The sequence below is a fragment of the Natronobiforma cellulositropha genome (genome assembly GCF_025629245.1).
GTDB lineage: Archaea > Halobacteriota > Halobacteria > Halobacteriales > Natrialbaceae > Natronobiforma > Natronobiforma cellulositropha.
Genome location: NZ_JANZXN010000029.1, coordinates 1 through 17,736 on the forward strand (window position 1 = coordinate 1; position 17,736 = coordinate 17,736).

The window sequence follows — 17,736 nt, forward strand, 5'->3', positions numbered from 1 at the left end:
CAGTGAAGCGGGAAATCTTGGACATAGACATCCGCCGTTTCCCGCTTCAACTCCCTAGTTCTGACGGATCAAGTCGGCGCAGTCTGGCGATTCACCAGAGCCTTTATTTTCTATATGTGTCTGGCGCTCGAGCGCCTCAGACGACGGTACCGACTCCCTACTCGTATCATTCGCGAAAAGACTCTCTGTCGAGTGACTATCAACGTTCTGTGGTATCGGGAAACACTTCCGCAAACCAAACGGGTCTATAGCTGATTGTGGTGGAGGGCGGTGATGACGACAGTCGTCGAACTCGAGATTCCGGCCGACAGACTGGGGTTCGCCCAGACGTTCGACCGCCTTGGCTCGTTCGAGTTCCAGATTGCGGGGATGATCGGGGACGCACCGCCGCTGGTGTGGGTGTCCGGCGCGAGCCGTAACGCGATCCGCTCGGCACTCGAGGCGGACCCGACCGTCGAGGTCCTCGCCTGTCTGACGGAGACGGGCGACGAGCGCTGGCTGTTCCGGCTGGAGTTCGCCGCGAGTGTGAAGCTGTTCGAACAGCTCGTCTCGGCGAACGACGGCGCGATTCTCGACGCCAGCGGCCGCAGTGGACGGTGGACGCTCGAGTTGCTGTTCCACGATCACGCCGCGCTCTCGGAGGCGCACACGCTGCTCAGGCAGTACGACTTCACCACCGAAGTGACGCGGGTGACGCCGTTCGGTGATCCCTCGGAGGGGCACAAGGCGCTGACGAGTACGCAGTACGAGACCATCGTCGCGGCCCACGAGCTGGGTTACTTCGACGTGCCGCGGCGGGTGACGCTCGAGGAGTTGGCGGCCGAACTCGACATCTCACACCAGGCGCTCTCCGAACGGCTCAGGCGCAGCCACGCCGCGCTGGTGAGCGCGGAACTCGCCGGGCGGACGTCACCCACCAGAATCGAAACCTGATCCTACCGATCCGTGAGCGCACGACGTCGGTGCGGGGGTCGGATTCGAACTCGCCGGTGTGGGGAACGTCGAACCGTCGACTACTACGCTGTGGGCGTGGGCTGTGGCCGACCAGGCGTCCCGTCTGTACCTGTCGTGTTTAGTGAGGCGAAAACCAGCCGACCAACCGCCGCTGGGTGGGGCTTTCTGGGCGTTCGCGGCCAACGGACCGGCGGATCGAGCTAAACTAAACACCACCTCCGTACCTGTCGCCCCATTTATATACTCCGCGGGTGATGTAACGTATCAGGTTCGATGACTCTCGCAGACTCCGTCCTGGACCGACTCGAGGACCGCGGCGTGGGTGACTCTCGGCCGGACGAGACCGACGCCGAGGACGCCTCGAGTGCGCTCTCTACGGACGACATCTTTCACATCTTGCAGACGAAGCGCCGGCGCGACGTGTTGCGCTACCTTCGCGACGCTGGCACGGCCGTCCGTATGCGCGACCTCGCAGAGCAGGTCGCGGCGTGGGAACAGGAGACGACGATCGAGCGCCTCTCCTCGAGCGAGCGCCAGCGCGTCTACATCTCGCTGTATCAGTCGCACCTCCCCAAACTCGACGAGGAGGGCATCGTCGACTACGACAAGGATCGCGGCATCGTCGAGCGGGCGCCGCTGGCCGCCCGGTTCGATCCGTTTCTCGATCACGCCGAGCGAGCGACGGCTCCACTTCGTGACCCGTGGCCGCGTCGGTACGCCTTCTCGATCGGTGCCGGTGCGCTCGTCCTCGCGAGTGCGTCGGCCGGCTACCTCCCGCTCTCGGGGAGCGTCGCTGGCGCTCTGGCCATCGCCATCGTCGCACTCGTGACGGCCGTCCACGCTTACGAGACACACATCGGCCGTTGAGCGTGCCGTGACGGCGCTCGAACGAGTTCTCGCCAGTTAGTAGATGAGTTCGTCGTCGTTCTCGACCATGTAGAGCGTGCGTGCAGCGATGTTGACGGCGTGGTCGCCGACGCGTTCTAAGTCGCGAATCGTGAGCAAGAGCCGTGAGACGTCCTGTAAGAGGAGTTCCACCTCGTCGTGTGAGTCGAGTTCGCGCTCGATGAGGTCGCGGACGACGATTTCGCTCGCGCGCTCGGCGAAGTGGTCGAGGTCGTCGTCGCGACTCGCGAGGTCGCGACACGCGTCGACGTCTTCGGTGTTGTACGCCTCCGTCGCGTCGTCGACCATCTCGAGGGTGAGTTCACCCATCGCCTGCACGTCGACGTCGGGAAAGAGGTCGCGTTCGGCCTCGAGCGTGTACTCGCCGAGGTTCACGGCGAGGTCGGCGATTCGTTCCAGATCGGTGATGATCTTGAACGAGGCGGCGATGAAGCGCAGGTCGCTCGCCACCGGTTGCTGGAGGGCGAGGAGGTCGATGCAGTCCTGCTCGAGTCCGAGGTACATCCGGTTGATCTCGCCGTCGCCTTCGATGACCTCTCTGGCGACCGCCTCGTCTTTCTGCTCGAGGGCGTCGAGACCCATGCGGAGGCGCTCCATCACGACTTCGCTCATGTAACAGACGTCCTCGCGAAGTCCCTCGAGTTGTTCCTGGTACGACTTTCTGGCCATAGCTATGGACAGCGTGCCATCCGTGATGTAGCTTGCGCCCACGCGGTCGGCGGCGTCGGCTGATTCTGGCTCTGTCGGCCCGGATTCACTCGCCGTTTCCGAGCTGGCCGAGAGAACACTTACTTGAAGAGAGCTACAACCGTTTTGCTATGAGCCAGTCGGACGACCGTCTCCGTCGCTATCTCGAGGACGAACTCGGTGCGTGTCGGGACGACGACGTCACAGCCCGTATGCAACAGCTTGTCACCCTCGACGAGGGACACACCGCGTCGGCGCGCGCCGTCGACCTCGAGGCGCTCTCTGCGCTCGCGAACGAGACTCGTTACACCATCGTTCGCCTCCTGATCGCCGCCGACGAGGACCTCTGCGTCTGCGAACTCGTCCCCCTACTCGAGGTCAGCCAGAGCGCGGTCAGCCACGCGCTCTCACAGCTTCACGACGCGGGACTCGTCACCCGCCACAAAGACGGGAAGTGGCGAAAGTACGCCCCGACCCCGCGCGCCATCGCCCTCGTCGCCGCACTCGACGGGACGCGCCCGTGACCTCGGTGGCGGTTCTCTCTCACGCATCCTTCTCGTGGCTCACCAGCGGCTGCTGTTCAGTACCTGTTCACATGTGCGGTGGGTCGCCGGGGAGCCGTGACGGACGCTCACTGTCGGTTGCCAGCCGGTGCTGTGCTCACTGCCGTGACTGACAGGCCAGCGGATAGCAAACGGCGACCGGGGACGCGGACGAACTGGCGGTGGTGGTTCAGCCGAACTTGCCGGTGATGTAGTCCTCGACGCGGTCGTTCTCGGGGTTCGAGAAGATCTTGTCGGTGTTGTCGAACTCGACGAGGTGGCCGCCGGTGAGGAAGACGGCGGTCTTATCGGAGATGCGGGCGGCCTGTTGCATGTTGTGGGTGACGATCACGACCGTGTACTGTTCGGCGAGTTCCTCGACCAGGTCCTCGATCTGTGAGGTCGCGACGGGGTCGAGCGCGGAGGCCGGTTCGTCCATGAGAATGACCTCCGGATCGGTGGCGATTGCACGGGCGATACAGAGGCGCTGTTGCTGGCCGCCCGAGAGCTCGAGTCCCGACTCGTCCAGGCGGTCTTCGACCTCGTCTAAGATGGCGGCACGCTCGAGTGCGGTGAGCACTTTCTCCTCGACGTCGTCGTCTTTGCCCTGGACGCGGAGCCCGTAGGCGACGTTGTCGAAGATGCTCTTGGGGAACGGGTTGGGTTTCTGGAAGACCATGCCGATCTTGCGTCGGAGGGCGACGGGATCGACGTCCTCGTCGTAGACGTTCTTCCCGTGAAAGTAGAGGTCACCGTCGACGCGAGCGACGTCGATGAGGTCGTTCATGCGGTTGATCGAGCGGAGGAAGGTGGACTTGCCACAGCCGGAGGGACCGATCAGCGCGGTCACCTGGTGTTCGGGGATGTCCATGTCGATCCCGTGGAGCGCCTGGTCCTCGCCGTAGTAGACGTCGAGACCGCGCGAACTGATGACGGTCTGGTCCGGGTTGGACGATCCCCCGGCCGGTTTCCGCTCGCCCGTCGCCTCACTCGCCGGAGCGTCGTCCGCTGCCGCGGTAAACGGCTGGGACTCGGGTTCGTTCGTGCTCATGCCGGTCGAGTCAACCTTGTCGCTGAGGCAGTTACCTGTTCCGGATTCGAGCGCGTTTCACCGGGCTGCCGACGCCCCTCTGTCCGTCACTCACTCGAGCTTGGGGTGGTGTGGGCCACCACCCTCAGGGGTGGGGAATCCAGACGGCGCTGGCGAAGACGCCAGCCATCGCGAGGACGGCGATGAGAAACGACGTGAGGACGATGCTCGCCGCCGGTGGATCGAGGTGGGTGTCGGCGTGGGCGTAGAAGATTCGCTGGGTGACCTCGCCGGCGAGTGCGCCCACGACGCCGAAGGCCGCGCCGAGGAGCAGCGCGTCTCCCAGCGAGATGCTCGCGGCGACGAGTTCGGGCGTGAGTTCTCCCATCGGTGCGCCGACGACCGCCAGAACGGCCGTACTCGCCGGGAGCGTGATGTGGTGGGTCACGGGTATCTTCGCCACGCCAGCGTTGATGTAGACGAGCGTGGCGACGCTGATACCGAAGGCGAGGAACGCGCTTCCGGTGACGTAGGCGATGTACGCGCCGAGGATGCCGACGACCGCACCCAGCACCGTCACGTTCGCCCACTTGTACTGGTAGGGGAGCCACGGTTCGACGAGCAGCCGGCCGCCGTCGGTCGCCGACCGCCTGTCCCTCCCTCGCTCGCTCGAGCGCGCGGTTCCGTTCTCGAACGGGCGCATGTCGAGTAACTTCCCGCGCGTCGCCCCGATCAGGCTGTAGCCGAGGACGAGACGGTGACAGAGCGCCGAGAGCACGACGCCCATCGCGACGGGACCCCAGGGCGCCGAGAGCGCGGCAGAGGCGCTCGCGATCCAGTAGCCGACGATCCCGAAGACACCGCCGACGAGGAGCACGTCGGGTCGGGTGCCGAGTCCCTGGACGACGTTCTTCGCCTCGTGGTACTCGAAGCCGGTGTCGAGATAGCCGCGTTTGGCGGCGTAGGCGGCCGCGGCCGCACCACCACCGAAGCTGACGTGTGGGCCGAAGACGACGCCCAGGGCGATCGACTCGGTGATCGCGACGGAGCCGAGTCCGGCCGCCTCGACGCTCACGCCGAGGTTTCGCTCGAGCATCGCGTAGGTTTCACCGGCGATCACCAGGAATCCGGCGAAGGTGAACGCCGGGAGCGCGCCGATGGCCGCGCCGAACGCCCCGCCCGCGAACGCCGCGAGCAGCATCTCGAGCGCCCAGAGGTCTGCGAACGACACGTCAGGACCCCCCGTCTCGAGTCACCTCGGCGCTCGAGCGCGCCCACTCGCGTTCAGGAATCGTCGAGGCTCGCTTCGATCTCGTCGAACAGCACCGTGACGCGGTTCTCGACCTCGTCTCTGATCTCGCGGACGGTCTCGAGTGGCTCGCCGTGGGGGTCGGCGAGCGCCCAGTCGCGGACCTCGGTTTCGGACTCGGCGTCGAGTTCGAGGGTCGAACAGCCCATCGTCACCACGTAGTCGCAGGCGGCGAGTTCCGCCTCCGTCACCCGCTGGGGTGTCCGGTCTGCGAGGTCGATATCGCGTTCGGCCATCGCGTCGACCACGACCTCGTGGACGTGCTCGGCCGGGTTCGTTCCGCCGCTGACGAGGTCGACCCGTTCGCCGAGTCCCCGCGCCTCGCGCTCGCGTTCGGCGAACGCGCTCGCCATCTGGCTGCGCCCGGCGTTCTGGACGCACATCAACGCGACTCGAGTCGCCGCCTGGGTTTCGTCGCTCATCGAAATTCGATTGGGATATCTTTCATATGAATGTTCCCAAACGCCCCTCGAGACAGCCCAACCGCCGGCTCGGCGCATCCGCTCTGGGGACCGAGAATCGCCGGCTCGTTACCTCTTCTCACCACATCTCCTCGAGCAGGACGAACGCGTCGACGTCCGCCGTGAGCCAGGCCGTGAGCACCTCTGCCTCGCTTCGCTCGCGTGGGTAGACGGTACACCGGTCGGCTCGCGTCTCGTATCTGACGACGATCGACTCGAGTTCGAATTCTGCACCGGTGTCGCTCTCGTACTCGGCTGGCGTGCCGTCGGTCGGGTCGGTCGGTATCGTGGTCATGGTGGGGTGACGACGGTCGACGCGTCGCTGTGCTCGCCTCGGAAGAGGGGTTACATAGACGCTGCTAAGTGTACTATCGAGGTCTCAATATCTCGACTGAGCCTCACTTGCTGCAGGGACAGCCAACGAGCGGTCCGTCGGCGGTACGTCGTCGGCCCTCTGCGGCGTCTTCCGTTCCCCTCGCCGCCCCATCGCTCGAGCGTGCCTCTCGGCCACACTGTAGGCATATATATGAATACATAGCCATATGACACCACTCGAGACTCACAATAGGGGTCATAGCATCGTATTTATTCGACTCATCCATCTGCTCGGCCGATGACGGACAATCAGTCCGAATGGGAGCGTGTAGCCGGTGTATCGCGACGGTCGTTCATCGCGGCGGCCGGGACCGTTGGCGTCGCGGGTCTCGCCGGGTGTACGAGTAGCTTCGGTGGCGACGACGACGGTGGTGACGGCATCTCGGGCACCATCACGGCGACCGGGAGCAACACCGTCGCGCCGATCACCGACCGTGCGGGGGAGACGTTCATGGACGAGTACCCCGACGCCTCGGTCGACGTCGACCCGCAGGGGACTGGCGCGGGCTTCTCCGAGTTCGTCCAGGGCAACTCCGACGTCCAGAGTGCCAGCCGAATGATCTCTGAGGAGGAGCGAGCGGACGCCGAGGCAAACGGCGTCGGCTGGGACTACTTCGAAGTCGGCACCGACGGTCTCGCGGTCGTGAAAAACGCCGAGAACGACTGGCTCGAGGAGATTACCCTCGACGAACTCAAGGCGGTCTGGGAGTTCGAGTCCGATATCGAACTCTGGAGTGACATCCGCGACGAGTATCCCGATGAGGAGATTCTCCTCCACGCACGAGACTCCGCCTCCGGGACGTTCGACTACTTCACCGAGAACATCATCGGCGAAGTGGGCCTGATCCGTGACGACTACTCCGCGACCAGCCAGACCAACGAGATCATGGACGCGGTCGCGGGCAACCAGTACGCCTTCGGCTGGGGTGGCGTCGGCTACTACCACGCCATCGCCGACGACCAGCCGATCGAAGCCGTTCCCGTCGAGAGCGACGTCGACGGCGAGTTCTACCCCCCCGAAGAGGAGTACATCGAAGACGGTGTCTACTCGCCGATGGCTCGGCCGCTGTTCATCTTCCTCAGCCACTACTCGCTCGAGGACCGCCCGAACCTGATCGGCTCGTTCGCGCGCTTTTACTTCAACGGCCAGCGCGAGTTCGCCCCGCAGGAGGGATTCTACGCCTCCCCGCCCGAGATGCCCCAGGAGAACCACGACAAACTCGACGCCGTTCTCGAAGACCTCGGCGTCGAAGACCAGGTCGACGTACAGCCGGACGTCTAACGAGGGACACCGGTAATGAGTACAGACACAGACAGCGACACCGCGATTACGGCCGGTGTTGCGCGGGCTGATCGCGTTCGCGACCGGCGGGTCCGCCGGACGCTGTTCGGGTGTGCGGCGATCACCGTCGTGACGACGCTCGCCATTTTTGCGGTGTTGGTGGACAACGGCTTCAGCTACTTCTACGGCGTGAAGCTCCACGAAGCGGTTCTCGGTGCGACGCTCGACCAGCAGGTCTCGCTCACCGAGTTCGTCACCGGCACGCGCTGGGCACCGGATCACGCCCGGCCGTCTCACGGCATCCTCCCCATCGTCTACGGGACGCTCGCGATCACCGTCGGCTCGGCGTTCGTCTCGATTCCGATCGGGACGGCGACGGCGATCTACCTCTCGGAGTACGCGAGTCCCGGCGTCCGATCGAAGCTCAAACCGACGCTCGAGGTGCTGGCGGGGATCCCGACGATCGTCTACGGCTTCTTCGCCATCTCGTTCGTGACGCCGTTTTTCATCTCGCCGGCGGGTGACCTCCTCGGCTACAACGCCGGCCGGTACAACCTGCTGGCGGGCTGTATCGTCGTCGGGGTCATGACGATTCCGATGGTCTCGTCGCTCTCCGAAGACGCGATGTCCGCCGTCCCCGACGACCTCCGGAACGCCGCCTACGGACTCGGGGCGACGAAGTTCGACGTCTCGCTCAGGGTCGTCTTACCCGCGTCGATCTCCGGGGTCTTCGCCTCGTACATCCTCGCGGTCTCGCGAGCGATCGGCGAGACGATGGCCGTCACGCTCGCCGCGGGCCAGCAGGCACAGATCACCGGCAACCCGTTCAACGAGATCATGACCATGACCGCGTACATGGTGTCGATGGCCCGTGGTGAGTCCGCCGTCGGGACCGTCGAGTACCAGAGCCTGTTCGCCGTCGGCATGGTGTTGTTCGTGATGACGCTGACGATGAACCTGATCAACGACTGGATCAAGCGCCGCTACCGCGAGGTGTACCAATGAGCCACGACACCGCTGAATCGTTACACACCGACGACAGCCTGCGCTGGGAGAAACTCAAAAATCGGCTCTTCCTCGGGCTCTGTATCAGCGCCTCCCTATTCGGCGTGGTCGCGCTGGTGTTGTTGCTCGCGGACGTCGTCTACGAGTCGGTCGCCGGGATCGTCGAGTTCGACATCAGTATCGTCCACTTCCTCACACAGGGTGCGCGTCGCGACCCGGAAGACGCGGGCTTCATGGCCGCAATCGCCGCCTCCGTCTGGCTGATGATTCTGACGACGCTGATGGCCTTCTTCATCGGCGTTAGCTCGGCCGTCTACCTCGAAGAGTACGCCCCCGACACCCGGATCACGCGACTCATCGAGGCGAACCTCGCGAACCTCGCGGGCGTCCCCTCCGTCGTCTACGGCCTGCTCGTCCTCGCCGCCATCGTCAACGGCATCGGCACCGGATCGATCCTGCTCGCGGGTGCCATCGCGCTCGCCTTGCTCATCGTGCCGATCATCATCGTCGCGACCCAGGAGTCGCTCAGAGCCGTCCCGGACGGTCTCCGACACGGCTCGTTCGCCACCGGTGCGACCCGGTGGCAGACCATCCGCGGCGTCGTCCTGCCCGCGGCGATGCCCGGCATCTTCACCGGCACCATCCTCGCGCTCGCTCGAGCGATCGGTGAGACCGCCCCGATCATCATGGTCGGTATCCTGTTCACCGCCCGGACGCCGCCGGGACCGTTCGACACCTTCAGCGCGATGCCCTCACAGATCTACATCTGGGCTGCCCAGCCACAGCCACACTTCCACCACCTGGCCGCACTGGGCATCGTCGTCCTGCTCGCCTTCATGCTGAGCATGAACGCCGCGGCCGTCTTCCTGCGAAACCGGTACGAAACGGACCTCTAACACCACCAGACGAGACCCATGTCACACGCATCCACCACGGCCGAATCCGAAGACAGTTCGACGATCGACACAGCGCTCTCGACGGAGTCACGCGACGACCGCTCGAGCCGACCCGACGAGACGGTGATCCGCTCGAGCGGTCTCGACGTCTACTACGGCGAGGATCAGGCGCTCGACGGCATCGATATGGAGATTCCGGCACGGAAAGTGACCGCGCTGATCGGTCCCTCCGGCTGTGGCAAGTCCACCTTCCTCCGCTCGATCAACCGCATGAACGACCTCATCGACGTCGCCCGCGTCGACGGCGACCTCTACTTCCGCCGCAAGAACGTCTACGACGCCGACGTCGATCCGGTCGCCCTCCGGCGGAAGATCGGCATGGTCTTCCAGAAGCCCAACCCGTTTCCGAAGTCGATCCGCGACAACGTCGCCTACGGGCTTCGCGTCCAGGGAAAGACCGACGACGTCGACGGGCGTATCGAGGAGGCGCTTCGCGGGGCTGCCCTCTGGGACGAGGTCGAAGACCGCCTCGGTGAGTCGGGACTCGAGCTCTCGGGCGGCCAGCAACAGCGTCTCTGTATCGCCCGCGCCATCGCCACCGATCCCGAGGTCATCCTCATGGACGAGCCAGCGTCGGCACTCGACCCCGTCGCCACCGCCAAAATCGAGGATCTCATCGAGGACCTCGCGCGCGAGTACACGGTCGTGATCGTCACCCACAACATGCAACAGGCCGCCCGTATCTCCGATAAGACCGCCGTCTTCCTCACCGGCGGGAACCTCGTCGAGTTCGGCGACACCAACGAAGTCTTCTCGAACCCCGAGAACGACCGCGTCGAGGACTACATCACCGGCAAGTTCGGATAGCCATGCCACGTGAATCCTACCAGAACCAGCTCGCGGACCTCGAGCGACGCGTCCTCGAGATGGCCGACCTCGTCACCGAGCGAACGGCCCAGAGCCTCGAGGCGTTCACGTACAAAGACGAGGCGCTCGCCCGGACGATCATCGACGGCGACGCCGAGGTCAACGAGCGGTACCTCGAACTCGAGGGCGCGTGTATCGACCTCCTCGCCCTCCAGCAGCCGGTCGCCGGTGACCTGCGCTTCGTCGCCGCCTCGTTCAAGATCATCACCGATCTGGAGCGAATCGCCGACCTCGCGACGAACCTCGGGCAGTACACCTTGCAGGCGGAACGCAACCGCTACCCCGACATCGACATCTCCTACATCGGCGAGGAAGCGCTCTCGATGGTCGGGTCGGCGATGACGGCGTACGAAACTCGAGATACGGCGCTCGCTCGTGAGGTCGCCGCCCGCGACGACGAGGTCGACGACCGGTGTGAACGCGCGAGCGACCTCGTGGTTCGCGACCTCATCGAGACCGAGGTCGCCGACGAGACCACATTCGCGGACGTCAGACGAATGTTTCTCACGATCCGTGACGTCGAGCGCGTCGGCGATCACGCCGTCAACGTCGCCGCCAGAGTGCTCTACATGGTCGAGAACGACGACGAGCTGATCTACTGACGCCCCGATGAGCCAGTACACGCCGGAGGCGGTGACGCGAAAGGTACAGCTCACCGGGAGCTCGACGTACGTGATCTCGATTCCGAAGGCGTGGGCACGCAGCCACGGTCTCGAGTCGGGCATGTCGATGCAGGTGTATCCCTCGAGCGACCGGCTGCTCATCGCGCCGACGCCCATCGACGACGGGGAGCGCTCGACGGTGATCGACGTGGCTGAGACGTCACCGGAGCTGGCGTTCCGCCGGATAACCGCCGCCTACGTCCGCGGCTCCGACCGCATCGACCTGGTCGGCGTCGACCGGATCGACGAGGGCCTGCGCCGACGGTTCGTCCGGTCGATCGGCACCTTCGTCGGCTTCGAGGTGGTCGACGAGCGTCCGGACGTGATCGTCGCACGCGACCTTCTCGACCCGGCGGACGTCTCGCTCCCCCAGACGGTCGCCCAGCTTCGCACCCTCGCCCTCGAGATGCTCGACGACGCGCTCGAGGCGGTTCTCACCGGCGACGACGCCCTCGCACAGCGGGTGGTCGAACGCGACGACGAGGTCGACCGGCTGTTCGCGTTCGTCGCCCGCGGCTTTCACCGCGGCCTGGTCGACGTCCACGAAGTCGACCGCTTCGACATCGACCGCTCGAGTGCGTTCCAGGCGTACGACGTCGCACGCCAGCTCGAGCGGGTCGCCGACCACGCAGAACGGATCGCCCGTCAGGTCGACGGCCTGCCTGCGCCGTCCACGCCACCGGTCGCCGACCACCTCTCGCAGGTGGCCACCGCCGCACGAGACGTCGTCGAGCTGGCGCTGGCTGGCGAGCACGAGCGGGCGCTCGCGGAGGCATCTCGCGCCGAGAGCGCGCTCGAGCGCGCGGACGCGGCGTTCCGTTCGGATGCGGTCGTCGAGACACCGGCCGAGTCGTACGCCTACGGGCTCGTCCTCGAGAGTCTCCGGCGGACGGCGCTCTACGGCGTCAACGTCGTCGACGCGACCGCCCACGGATCGGTTCTCGAGGCTGCTGGCGACGGTGGCGGGTGAGCCACGCCGCCTCCGACGACAGCAGGGACTGTGTGCGTCGGTTCGTACGGGGTTGACGGAACCCTCAGGTACGCCGGTCGTACTTGTTGCGGATGAGGATCGCCGTCAGGTTCATCAACAGCAAGATCGCCAGGAGGACGACGATCAGTGCCGCCGCGGCCTGGTGGAACTCGTCCTGTGGCCGACTCGCCCACTCGTAGATCTGCATCGGCATCGCCCCGAAGGAGCTGAGGGGGCCGCTCGGTGGATTCAACACCGTCACGGCGGCACCGATCATGATGAGCGGAGCCGTCTCGCCGATGGCTCGAGACAGCGAGAGGATGAGTCCCGTCATGATACCCGGCAGCGCACTCGGCAACACCACGTCGCGGGTGACCTGCCACTCGGTCGCGCCGATCCCGTAGGCGGCGTTTCGCTGGGAACTCGGGACGGCCCGGATCGCCTCCTTGGTCGAGACGATCACGATCGGGAGGATGAGCAGCGTCAGCGTCAGTGCTCCAGCGAGCAACACCGCTCCCAGGTTCATCCAGCGGACGAACACCGCCAGGCCGAGCAGTCCGTAGACGATCGACGGGACCGCCGCCAGGTTGTCGACGTTGGCCTCGATGAACGCGGTCAGCCGTGTGTCGGGGGCGTACTCCTCGAGGTAGATGGCCGCGCCGACGCCGAGGAAGATGGTGAAGACGGCCGTCAGCGCGATCAGGAAGATCGAGCCGACGATCATCGGGTAGGCACCGGCACCGCGGTGGCCGCCGGTGAAGTTCTCGGGCAGCTGTGTCGGTGGGTAGTAGAGCATCTCCCACGTGAGATACCCCCGCGACTGCAGGAACACGTCGACGAGCAGCGTCGCGAGTGCGACGAGACCGACCATGGCCGACGCGAAGCAGACGCCGACGAAGAGCCGGCCGATCAGCCGGGTGCGGCCGATGTTCTCCGCGTCCGAGGCGAAGGGGTTCTCGAGTGCGCGCTCTCGGCTCATTGGTACTCCTCGCGGTACCGGGCTTTGATCCACATACTGAAGAAGTTCAACACGAGTGTCATCGCGAACAGCGTGAGTCCGACGGCGAAGAGGCTCTGATAGCCCGGTGAGCCGACGGAGGCGTCACTCCGGGCGACGTCGACCATGAACGCGGTCATCGTCTGCATCTCGTCGAGGACGTTCGACGTGAGCTGAGGGCGGTTGCCCATCGCGAGTGCGACGATCATGGTCTCACCGACGGCCCGCGAGACCGCGAGGATGTACGAGGCGACGATGCCCGAGAACGCCGCCGGGACGACCACGCTCGTCGACACCGTAAACTTCGTCGCGCCGAGTCCGTAGGCGGCGTTCCGGAGGTCGTCGGGCACCGAACTCATCGCGTCCTCGCTCAGACTCGAGACCATGGGGATGATCATGATCCCGACGACGATCGACGCCGACAGCGCGTTGAACGTCCCCGTCTCGGGGAAGAGGCGCTGGATCTGGGGCGTGAGGAAGGTGAGCGCGAAGAAGCCGTAGACGATCGTCGGGATCCCCGCGAGCACCTCGAGCGTCGGCTTGAGTGTCTTGCGTGTCCGCTCGCTCGCGTACTCCGAGAGGTAGATCGCCGTCAGGGTGCCGATCGGAATCGCGACGAGTGCCGAGCCGACGACGACGACCATCGTCCCCCAGACGAGCGGGAGGACGCCGAAGCTCCGCTGTTCCGGCGGGGCCGTCGGGTCCCACGTCGTTCCGGTGACGTACTCGAGGATCGAGACGTCTCTGAAGAAGTCGAGCGACCCGGCGACCAGGACGACGATGATCCCGGCCGTCGTCAGCACGGTGACGGCCGCACACGAGAGAAACACCCAGCGTGTGAGCCTGTCCATCGTGGCCTGGCGGCCGCTGACGCCCGACGTGATGTCGAGCGCTGGCCGATCGGCGCTCACTCAGACACCTCCGAGAGCGCCGCCTCGAGTGTCGCCCGACTCTCCTCGAGTCGGTCGTCGGGCAGGCCGTAGAAGCCGACGGCTCGAGCGCCCCACTGTGTCCAGGCGAGCGTTTCGCCGTCAGTGACGAAGTCGACCTCGCGGGCCTGGTCGTCGATCGCTTCGAAGTAAAACTCGGCGTAGGCTCTGACCTCTTCACGCGCCAGTGAGTCGCGCCTGAAGTAGGCGAACAGTGGCCGCGTCAGGGGCGTGTACGATTCACCTTCGACGGTCCCCGTCGTTGGCCGGACGCAGCCGGTTCCGTCGTCGACGCCGACGAGTTCGACGGTGTCCGGGTTCTCGTGGTAGTAGCTCGCGCCGCCGAAGCCGATCGCCCCGAGGTTGCCTTCGACGCCGCGGATGATGACGTTCGTATCGGCGCTTGGGCTGTAGTCGCTCGTCATCGCGCCCGCCGCGCCGTTGATCTGCTCGGTGAAGTAGTCGAAGGTGCCCGACGCACGGTCGCGCCCGTACCGGACGAGTTCGACGTCGGGCCACTCCGCTCGTACGTCGCTCCAGGTCTCGACCGTCGTCTCGGGGTCCCAGATGCGGTTCAACTCCTCGACGGTCAGACAGTCACACCAGTCGTTCTCCGGATTCTTGTAGACGGCAATCCCGTCGAGGGCGATCTCGATATTGACCCACTCGACGTCGTGTTCCTCACAGAGTGGGACTTCGTTCTCTTCGTCGATCGGACGGCTCGCGTTCTGTACGTCCGTCGACCCGATACAAAACTGCTGGAATCCCGCGCCGGTGCCCGATCCCCGGACCGGTACGTCGACCTGGTTGTTCCGCCAGCCGAACTCGCCTGCGACCGCCGCGGCGTGCGGGAGCACCGTATTGCTCCCGTCGACGTGAACCGTCCCGGAAATGTCGCTCTCCTCGCCGTGAACGATGCACCCTGCCAGGCCCGCGAGGGCCCCACCAGCAGCCCCACACAGAAGGCGTCGACGCGTGATCCCGTCGTCACCTTCGGTCCGGCGCTCTGCATCCATCGTGTGAGAAGAGGCGACACTCGGTCTAAATACGCTACTATGTTCTCTATATAGTTCTATGTGTGGGAACGATTGTCTGGGTTATTTTCGCGTATTTTCACCGTCTATTGACGCGCGAAACCGACGTACGACAGGGCCGCTACCGACGTATTCCACTCGAGTCTATAGATGTGGGTACATTTATGGTCGGCTGCCCGAAACCCGCCCACTATGGAGACGCGCAAAGTGCAGGTGACCGGTGGGTCGACGTACACGGTCTCGCTGCCGAAGACCTGGGCGACGGCCAACGACGTCAGCGCTGGCACCACCGTCGAGTTCTACCCCGACGACGACTCCCTGCTCCTGACCCCACAGAGCGAGACCAGCCGTCAGCGCGGCACGCTCGACGTGACGAACCTCGAGGGTGAACGGCTCACACGCGCGGTCATGACGATGTACGTCAGCGGCTTCGACATCATCAGCCTCGAGGCCGGGCGCATCACCACCGACCAGCGCCGCGCGATTCGCAGCGCCACGCAGGGTCTCGTCGGTGTCGAGGTGCTCGAGGAGACGACCGACAAGGTCGTTATTCAGGACCTCCTCGACTCCTCGGAACTCTCGATCCTAAACGCCGTCACCCGGATGCGCCTGATCGCCTCCTCGATGCTCGAAGACGCCGTCCGCGCGCTCGTCGAGAACGACGACGACATCGCCCACGACGTCATCGAGCGCGACGACGACGTCGACCGCCTCTGGCTCGTCGTTTCCCGTATCTTTCGCGCGACGCTGCGCTCGCCGCGCGCCGCCGAAGAACTCGGCGTCCCCCGCGAGGACTGTTTCGACTACCACTCGAGCGCCCGCCAGCTCGAGCGCGTCGCCGACCACGCCGTCAAGATCAGTCAGCTCGCGCTCAAACTCGAGGAGATTCCCGAGCCCGTCGCCGACGCCCTCGTCGAACTCCACGACGACGCCGTCGAGGTCCTCGAGAAGTCACTCGACGCGCTGTTCGCAGACGAGAGCGCGGAGGCGACCGAACTCGGCCACGCCGCCCGCGAAGAGGTGCTCGCGATCGACGAACACGCCCGCACGATCGACGAGATTCTGCGCGACCTCGACCCGATCCAGGCCCAGTCGCTCGGTCTCATCGTCGACTCGCTCTCGCGGAGTGCCGACTACGGCGGCAACATCGCCGAGACCGCCCTCCAGAAGGCTGCACCGCGTCCATAGCTCCTGATCCAACGCTCCGTCGCTGGCCCGCCATCCAGCTACCGCAGGTCGAGGACGAACCCGGTCTTCGCGTCCCGGTCGAAGCCACAGTCCTCGTAGAACTCGTGTTTCCACCGCTCGTCGGAGCCGGTCAGCAACATGATCTTGTAACAGTCGCGACGCGCTGCGATCGTCGTCGCCGTTCGCACACATCGCGTTCCGAACCCGTTTCCTCTGTACCCCTCGTGTGTCACTACGTTCTCGATCACCGCGAACGGTCTGGCACCTCTCGTCAGGTTCGCCGTCATCGAGAGCACGCACGAGGAGACGAGACGCCCGTCGTGCTCGACGACGACGATCTCGAGCGACTCGTCACGCAGCATCTCGTCCCACAGATCGGACACCTGGGCCGGCTCGAGTTCCGGGTCGTCCGGGTTGAGCATCCGATACAGCGCCAGGAGGTCGTCGAGTTCGTCCGCCCGAATCGGTCTGCATTCGGCCATCTCGGTTCGTATTCACACCGGTCACCGACGGCGATTCAGTGTTCCGGTTCGGCCGACACTCGAGAGCGGCCGACTCGAGACTGGTGCTGCCGACGGACCAGTGGCTACGGCGAGTGGGTGCTGGAGAATCGTTTCACCGACGGCGAGAGTTACTCGAGGAGAACCGCGTTGACGTGGCCGGTCTGGCCGGGTCGGGACGTGACGCGAGCGCGGCCCGCGTCGGTGTCGATGACGGCACCTTTGGTGATGATGTTTCGGCGGACGTAGTTGGGGTTGGCGTCGTTCTCGACGACGTCGGTGATGGTCGCGGTGACCGTCTCAGCGCCGTCGTTGACGCTGGCGACGTCGGTCGCGAGTGCGCGGGTCTTCGTGCCGTTGCCGCGTACGTTGACGGTCCGGAAGCGGCCCTCACCGACCTGGGTCTCGGTCGGGTGGCGTCCGAGCTGGTGTTTCTTCCGGTTGCTGAAGTGCTTGAGTCGGCCACCGGTTCGCTTGCGCGTAGAGCGTCCCTGATCTTGCATACCCGGGCAAAGTCTCGGCTGCTACTTTAATGCACCTTTTCGCCGTCGGTCTCCCGCTCCGGCCACCGACGGCCGACGAACCGTCACGATTATCGGGCCTGCTGGGGAACTGCCGTCGATGAGTCTCCGCGTCGCCGTCGCCGCCCCGTTCGCCCAGAACGGCACTCGCAGACTGCGAGAGAACGAGTTCGTCGTCTCGCTCTCGCTCGAGCGTGGCTGGTTCACTCCCGACCAGTCGAAGCGCCTGGTCGACGTCGCGACCGAGGCGGACCTCCTCTCGAGGGAGGGCCACGACCTCGTGCTCGCGTTCGACCCGTCGACGGTGACGATTCCCGAGGAGTTCGTCCCCGCTGAGGACCTCCTCCGACGGCGCTCGGCGTTCGAGCGCGTCCTCGACGCGTTAGTCGCCACCGGTGCGGAGAAACACGAGGTCGTCGGCGCGGTCAACGCCCTCCAGAGCGACCTCGAGATCACCATCGAAGCGGCCGCCGTCGTCTACGCCCACCGCGAGGGTGTCGACGTCGAGGAACTGGTCCCGCTCGCCCGGAGCGCGCTGCTCGAGGGCGACTGACCCGCCGC

21 protein-coding genes are annotated in these 17,736 nt (G+C 65.3%); 11 read left to right on the forward strand and 10 right to left on the reverse strand.

Features of this window, described 5'->3' with window-relative positions; all coding sequences use genetic code 11:
• Positions 1–273: 273 nt before the first annotated feature.
• Entirely contained in the window at positions 274–933 is a 660-nt protein-coding gene (locus N0B15_RS12410) for a helix-turn-helix domain-containing protein (protein ID WP_263020024.1), read from the forward strand.
• Between the two features lie 294 nt (positions 934–1,227).
• Positions 1,228–1,821 (forward strand): DUF7344 domain-containing protein, encoded by a 594-nt coding sequence (locus tag N0B15_RS12415; RefSeq protein ID WP_263020025.1) that lies wholly within the window; start codon positions 1,228–1,230, stop codon positions 1,819–1,821.
• A gap of 36 nt (positions 1,822–1,857) precedes the next feature.
• Here the strand turns inward: N0B15_RS12415 and phoU (N0B15_RS12420) are convergent, their stop codons facing one another.
• Positions 1,858–2,529, reverse strand: coding sequence for a phosphate signaling complex protein PhoU (gene phoU, locus N0B15_RS12420; protein WP_263020026.1), 672 nt, complete (start codon positions 2,527–2,529; stop codon positions 1,858–1,860).
• 149 nt (positions 2,530–2,678) lie between these two features.
• Here phoU (N0B15_RS12420) and N0B15_RS12425 point away from each other — a divergent pair, with 149 nt between their 5' ends.
• Complete coding sequence (locus N0B15_RS12425; RefSeq protein ID WP_263020027.1) at positions 2,679–3,071, forward strand: ArsR/SmtB family transcription factor; 393 nt, start codon at positions 2,679–2,681, stop codon at positions 3,069–3,071.
• 208 nt (positions 3,072–3,279) lie between these two features.
• On the opposite strand, the gene pstB (N0B15_RS12430) is transcribed toward N0B15_RS12425, so the two are convergent.
• The 4 genes from pstB (N0B15_RS12430) to N0B15_RS12445 form a co-directional block, all read right to left on the reverse strand.
• The gene (pstB, locus tag N0B15_RS12430; protein WP_263020028.1) at positions 3,280–4,140 is read right to left on the reverse strand and encodes a phosphate ABC transporter ATP-binding protein PstB; all 861 of its coding nucleotides are present in this window, start codon (positions 4,138–4,140) and stop codon (positions 3,280–3,282) included.
• Positions 4,141–4,264: 124 nt separating this feature from the next.
• The gene (locus tag N0B15_RS12435; RefSeq protein WP_317618606.1) at positions 4,265–5,350 is read right to left on the reverse strand and encodes a DUF7973 family transport facilitator; all 1,086 of its coding nucleotides are present in this window, start codon (positions 5,348–5,350) and stop codon (positions 4,265–4,267) included.
• A 53-nt stretch (positions 5,351–5,403) separates the two neighbouring features.
• The gene (locus tag N0B15_RS12440; protein WP_263020029.1) at positions 5,404–5,850 is read right to left on the reverse strand and encodes an arsenate-mycothiol transferase ArsC; all 447 of its coding nucleotides are present in this window, start codon (positions 5,848–5,850) and stop codon (positions 5,404–5,406) included.
• A 118-nt stretch (positions 5,851–5,968) separates the two neighbouring features.
• Entirely contained in the window at positions 5,969–6,184 is a 216-nt protein-coding gene (locus tag N0B15_RS12445) for a DUF7511 domain-containing protein (protein WP_263020030.1), read from the reverse strand.
• 318 nt (positions 6,185–6,502) lie between these two features.
• On the opposite strand from N0B15_RS12445, the gene N0B15_RS12450 reads away from it, so the two are divergent.
• Genes N0B15_RS12450 through N0B15_RS12475 form a run of 6 tightly spaced genes read left to right on the forward strand, consistent with a single transcriptional unit; the run spans position 6,503 to position 12,006 of the window.
• A complete protein-coding gene (locus N0B15_RS12450; protein WP_263020031.1) occupies positions 6,503–7,546 on the forward strand; it encodes a PstS family phosphate ABC transporter substrate-binding protein in 1,044 nt (347 codons plus the stop codon).
• Between the two features lie 15 nt (positions 7,547–7,561).
• Positions 7,562–8,551 carry a phosphate ABC transporter permease subunit PstC gene (gene pstC, locus N0B15_RS12455; protein ID WP_263020032.1) on the forward strand — a complete coding sequence of 330 codons (990 nt, stop codon included), beginning with the start codon at positions 7,562–7,564 and terminating at the stop codon, positions 8,549–8,551.
• Positions 8,548–9,447 (forward strand): phosphate ABC transporter permease PstA, encoded by a 900-nt coding sequence (pstA, locus tag N0B15_RS12460; protein ID WP_263020033.1) that lies wholly within the window; start codon positions 8,548–8,550, stop codon positions 9,445–9,447. Before pstC (N0B15_RS12455) ends, pstA (N0B15_RS12460) begins: the two co-directional genes overlap by 4 nt.
• 18 nt (positions 9,448–9,465) lie before the next feature.
• Complete coding sequence (gene pstB / locus N0B15_RS12465) at positions 9,466–10,314, forward strand: phosphate ABC transporter ATP-binding protein PstB (protein ID WP_263020034.1); 849 nt, start codon at positions 9,466–9,468, stop codon at positions 10,312–10,314.
• 2 nt (positions 10,315–10,316) lie between these two features.
• Positions 10,317–10,976: a phosphate signaling complex protein PhoU gene (gene phoU, locus N0B15_RS12470; protein WP_263020035.1), complete on the forward strand. Its 660-nt coding sequence runs from the start codon at positions 10,317–10,319 to the stop codon at positions 10,974–10,976.
• A 7-nt stretch (positions 10,977–10,983) separates the two neighbouring features.
• Positions 10,984–12,006, forward strand: coding sequence for a phosphate signaling complex PhoU family protein (locus tag N0B15_RS12475; protein ID WP_263020036.1), 1,023 nt, complete (start codon positions 10,984–10,986; stop codon positions 12,004–12,006).
• Between the two features lie 64 nt (positions 12,007–12,070).
• On the opposite strand, the gene pstA (N0B15_RS12480) is transcribed toward N0B15_RS12475, so the two are convergent.
• The 3 genes from pstA (N0B15_RS12480) to N0B15_RS12490 are packed head-to-tail and all read right to left on the reverse strand — an operon-like array spanning position 12,071 to position 14,948.
• Positions 12,071–12,985: a phosphate ABC transporter permease PstA gene (gene pstA, locus N0B15_RS12480; RefSeq protein ID WP_263020037.1), complete on the reverse strand. Its 915-nt coding sequence runs from the start codon at positions 12,983–12,985 to the stop codon at positions 12,071–12,073.
• Complete coding sequence (pstC, locus tag N0B15_RS12485) at positions 12,982–13,854, reverse strand: phosphate ABC transporter permease subunit PstC (RefSeq protein ID WP_263020129.1); 873 nt, start codon at positions 13,852–13,854, stop codon at positions 12,982–12,984. Before pstC (N0B15_RS12485) ends, pstA (N0B15_RS12480) begins: the two co-directional genes overlap by 4 nt.
• A 56-nt stretch (positions 13,855–13,910) precedes the next feature.
• Positions 13,911–14,948 (reverse strand): PstS family phosphate ABC transporter substrate-binding protein, encoded by a 1,038-nt coding sequence (locus N0B15_RS12490; protein ID WP_263020038.1) that lies wholly within the window; start codon positions 14,946–14,948, stop codon positions 13,911–13,913.
• A 210-nt stretch (positions 14,949–15,158) separates the two neighbouring features.
• Here N0B15_RS12490 and N0B15_RS12495 point away from each other — a divergent pair, with 210 nt between their 5' ends.
• Positions 15,159–16,154, forward strand: coding sequence for a phosphate signaling complex PhoU family protein (locus N0B15_RS12495; protein WP_263020039.1), 996 nt, complete (start codon positions 15,159–15,161; stop codon positions 16,152–16,154).
• A 38-nt stretch (positions 16,155–16,192) separates the two neighbouring features.
• Here N0B15_RS12495 and N0B15_RS12500 read toward each other — a convergent pair whose 3' ends face one another.
• Together N0B15_RS12500 and N0B15_RS12505 are read right to left on the reverse strand one after the other, a co-directional pair.
• The gene (locus N0B15_RS12500) at positions 16,193–16,636 is read right to left on the reverse strand and encodes a GNAT family N-acetyltransferase (RefSeq protein WP_263020040.1); all 444 of its coding nucleotides are present in this window, start codon (positions 16,634–16,636) and stop codon (positions 16,193–16,195) included.
• Positions 16,637–16,785: 149 nt separating this feature from the next.
• Complete coding sequence (locus N0B15_RS12505) at positions 16,786–17,157, reverse strand: 30S ribosomal protein S8e (RefSeq protein ID WP_263020041.1); 372 nt, start codon at positions 17,155–17,157, stop codon at positions 16,786–16,788.
• 118 nt (positions 17,158–17,275) lie between these two features.
• On the opposite strand from N0B15_RS12505, the gene N0B15_RS12510 reads away from it, so the two are divergent.
• The gene (locus N0B15_RS12510) at positions 17,276–17,728 is read left to right on the forward strand and encodes a DUF2240 family protein (protein ID WP_263020042.1); all 453 of its coding nucleotides are present in this window, start codon (positions 17,276–17,278) and stop codon (positions 17,726–17,728) included.
• Positions 17,729–17,736: the final 8 nt, after the last annotated feature.

Bases quoted from the DNA above. Each gene is read 5' to 3' on its own strand.
- N0B15_RS12450 (WP_263020031.1), top strand. From the start codon at position 6,503: ATGACGGACAATCAGTCCGAATGGGAGCGTGTAGCCGGTGTATCGCGA.
- pstA (WP_263020033.1), top strand. From the start codon at position 8,548: ATGAGCCACGACACCGCTGAATCGTTACACACCGACGACAGCCTGCGC.
- pstA (WP_263020037.1), bottom strand. From the start codon at position 12,985: ATGAGCCGAGAGCGCGCACTCGAGAACCCCTTCGCCTCGGACGCGGAG.
- N0B15_RS12510 (WP_263020042.1), top strand. From the start codon at position 17,276: ATGAGTCTCCGCGTCGCCGTCGCCGCCCCGTTCGCCCAGAACGGCACT.
- N0B15_RS12445 (WP_263020030.1), bottom strand. From the start codon at position 6,184: ATGACCACGATACCGACCGACCCGACCGACGGCACGCCAGCCGAGTAC.
- pstB (WP_263020034.1), top strand. From the start codon at position 9,466: ATGTCACACGCATCCACCACGGCCGAATCCGAAGACAGTTCGACGATC.
- N0B15_RS12440 (WP_263020029.1), bottom strand. From the start codon at position 5,850: ATGAGCGACGAAACCCAGGCGGCGACTCGAGTCGCGTTGATGTGCGTC.
- phoU (WP_263020035.1), top strand. From the start codon at position 10,317: ATGCCACGTGAATCCTACCAGAACCAGCTCGCGGACCTCGAGCGACGC.
- N0B15_RS12505 (WP_263020041.1), bottom strand. From the start codon at position 17,157: ATGCAAGATCAGGGACGCTCTACGCGCAAGCGAACCGGTGGCCGACTC.
- N0B15_RS12475 (WP_263020036.1), top strand. From the start codon at position 10,984: ATGAGCCAGTACACGCCGGAGGCGGTGACGCGAAAGGTACAGCTCACC.
- pstB (WP_263020028.1), bottom strand. From the start codon at position 4,140: ATGAGCACGAACGAACCCGAGTCCCAGCCGTTTACCGCGGCAGCGGAC.
- N0B15_RS12415 (WP_263020025.1), top strand. From the start codon at position 1,228: ATGACTCTCGCAGACTCCGTCCTGGACCGACTCGAGGACCGCGGCGTG.
- N0B15_RS12425 (WP_263020027.1), top strand. From the start codon at position 2,679: ATGAGCCAGTCGGACGACCGTCTCCGTCGCTATCTCGAGGACGAACTC.
- phoU (WP_263020026.1), bottom strand. From the start codon at position 2,529: ATGGCCAGAAAGTCGTACCAGGAACAACTCGAGGGACTTCGCGAGGAC.
- N0B15_RS12490 (WP_263020038.1), bottom strand. From the start codon at position 14,948: ATGGATGCAGAGCGCCGGACCGAAGGTGACGACGGGATCACGCGTCGA.
- N0B15_RS12495 (WP_263020039.1), top strand. From the start codon at position 15,159: ATGGAGACGCGCAAAGTGCAGGTGACCGGTGGGTCGACGTACACGGTC.
- pstC (WP_263020129.1), bottom strand. From the start codon at position 13,854: ATGGACAGGCTCACACGCTGGGTGTTTCTCTCGTGTGCGGCCGTCACC.
- pstC (WP_263020032.1), top strand. From the start codon at position 7,562: ATGAGTACAGACACAGACAGCGACACCGCGATTACGGCCGGTGTTGCG.
- N0B15_RS12410 (WP_263020024.1), top strand. From the start codon at position 274: ATGACGACAGTCGTCGAACTCGAGATTCCGGCCGACAGACTGGGGTTC.
- N0B15_RS12500 (WP_263020040.1), bottom strand. From the start codon at position 16,636: ATGGCCGAATGCAGACCGATTCGGGCGGACGAACTCGACGACCTCCTG.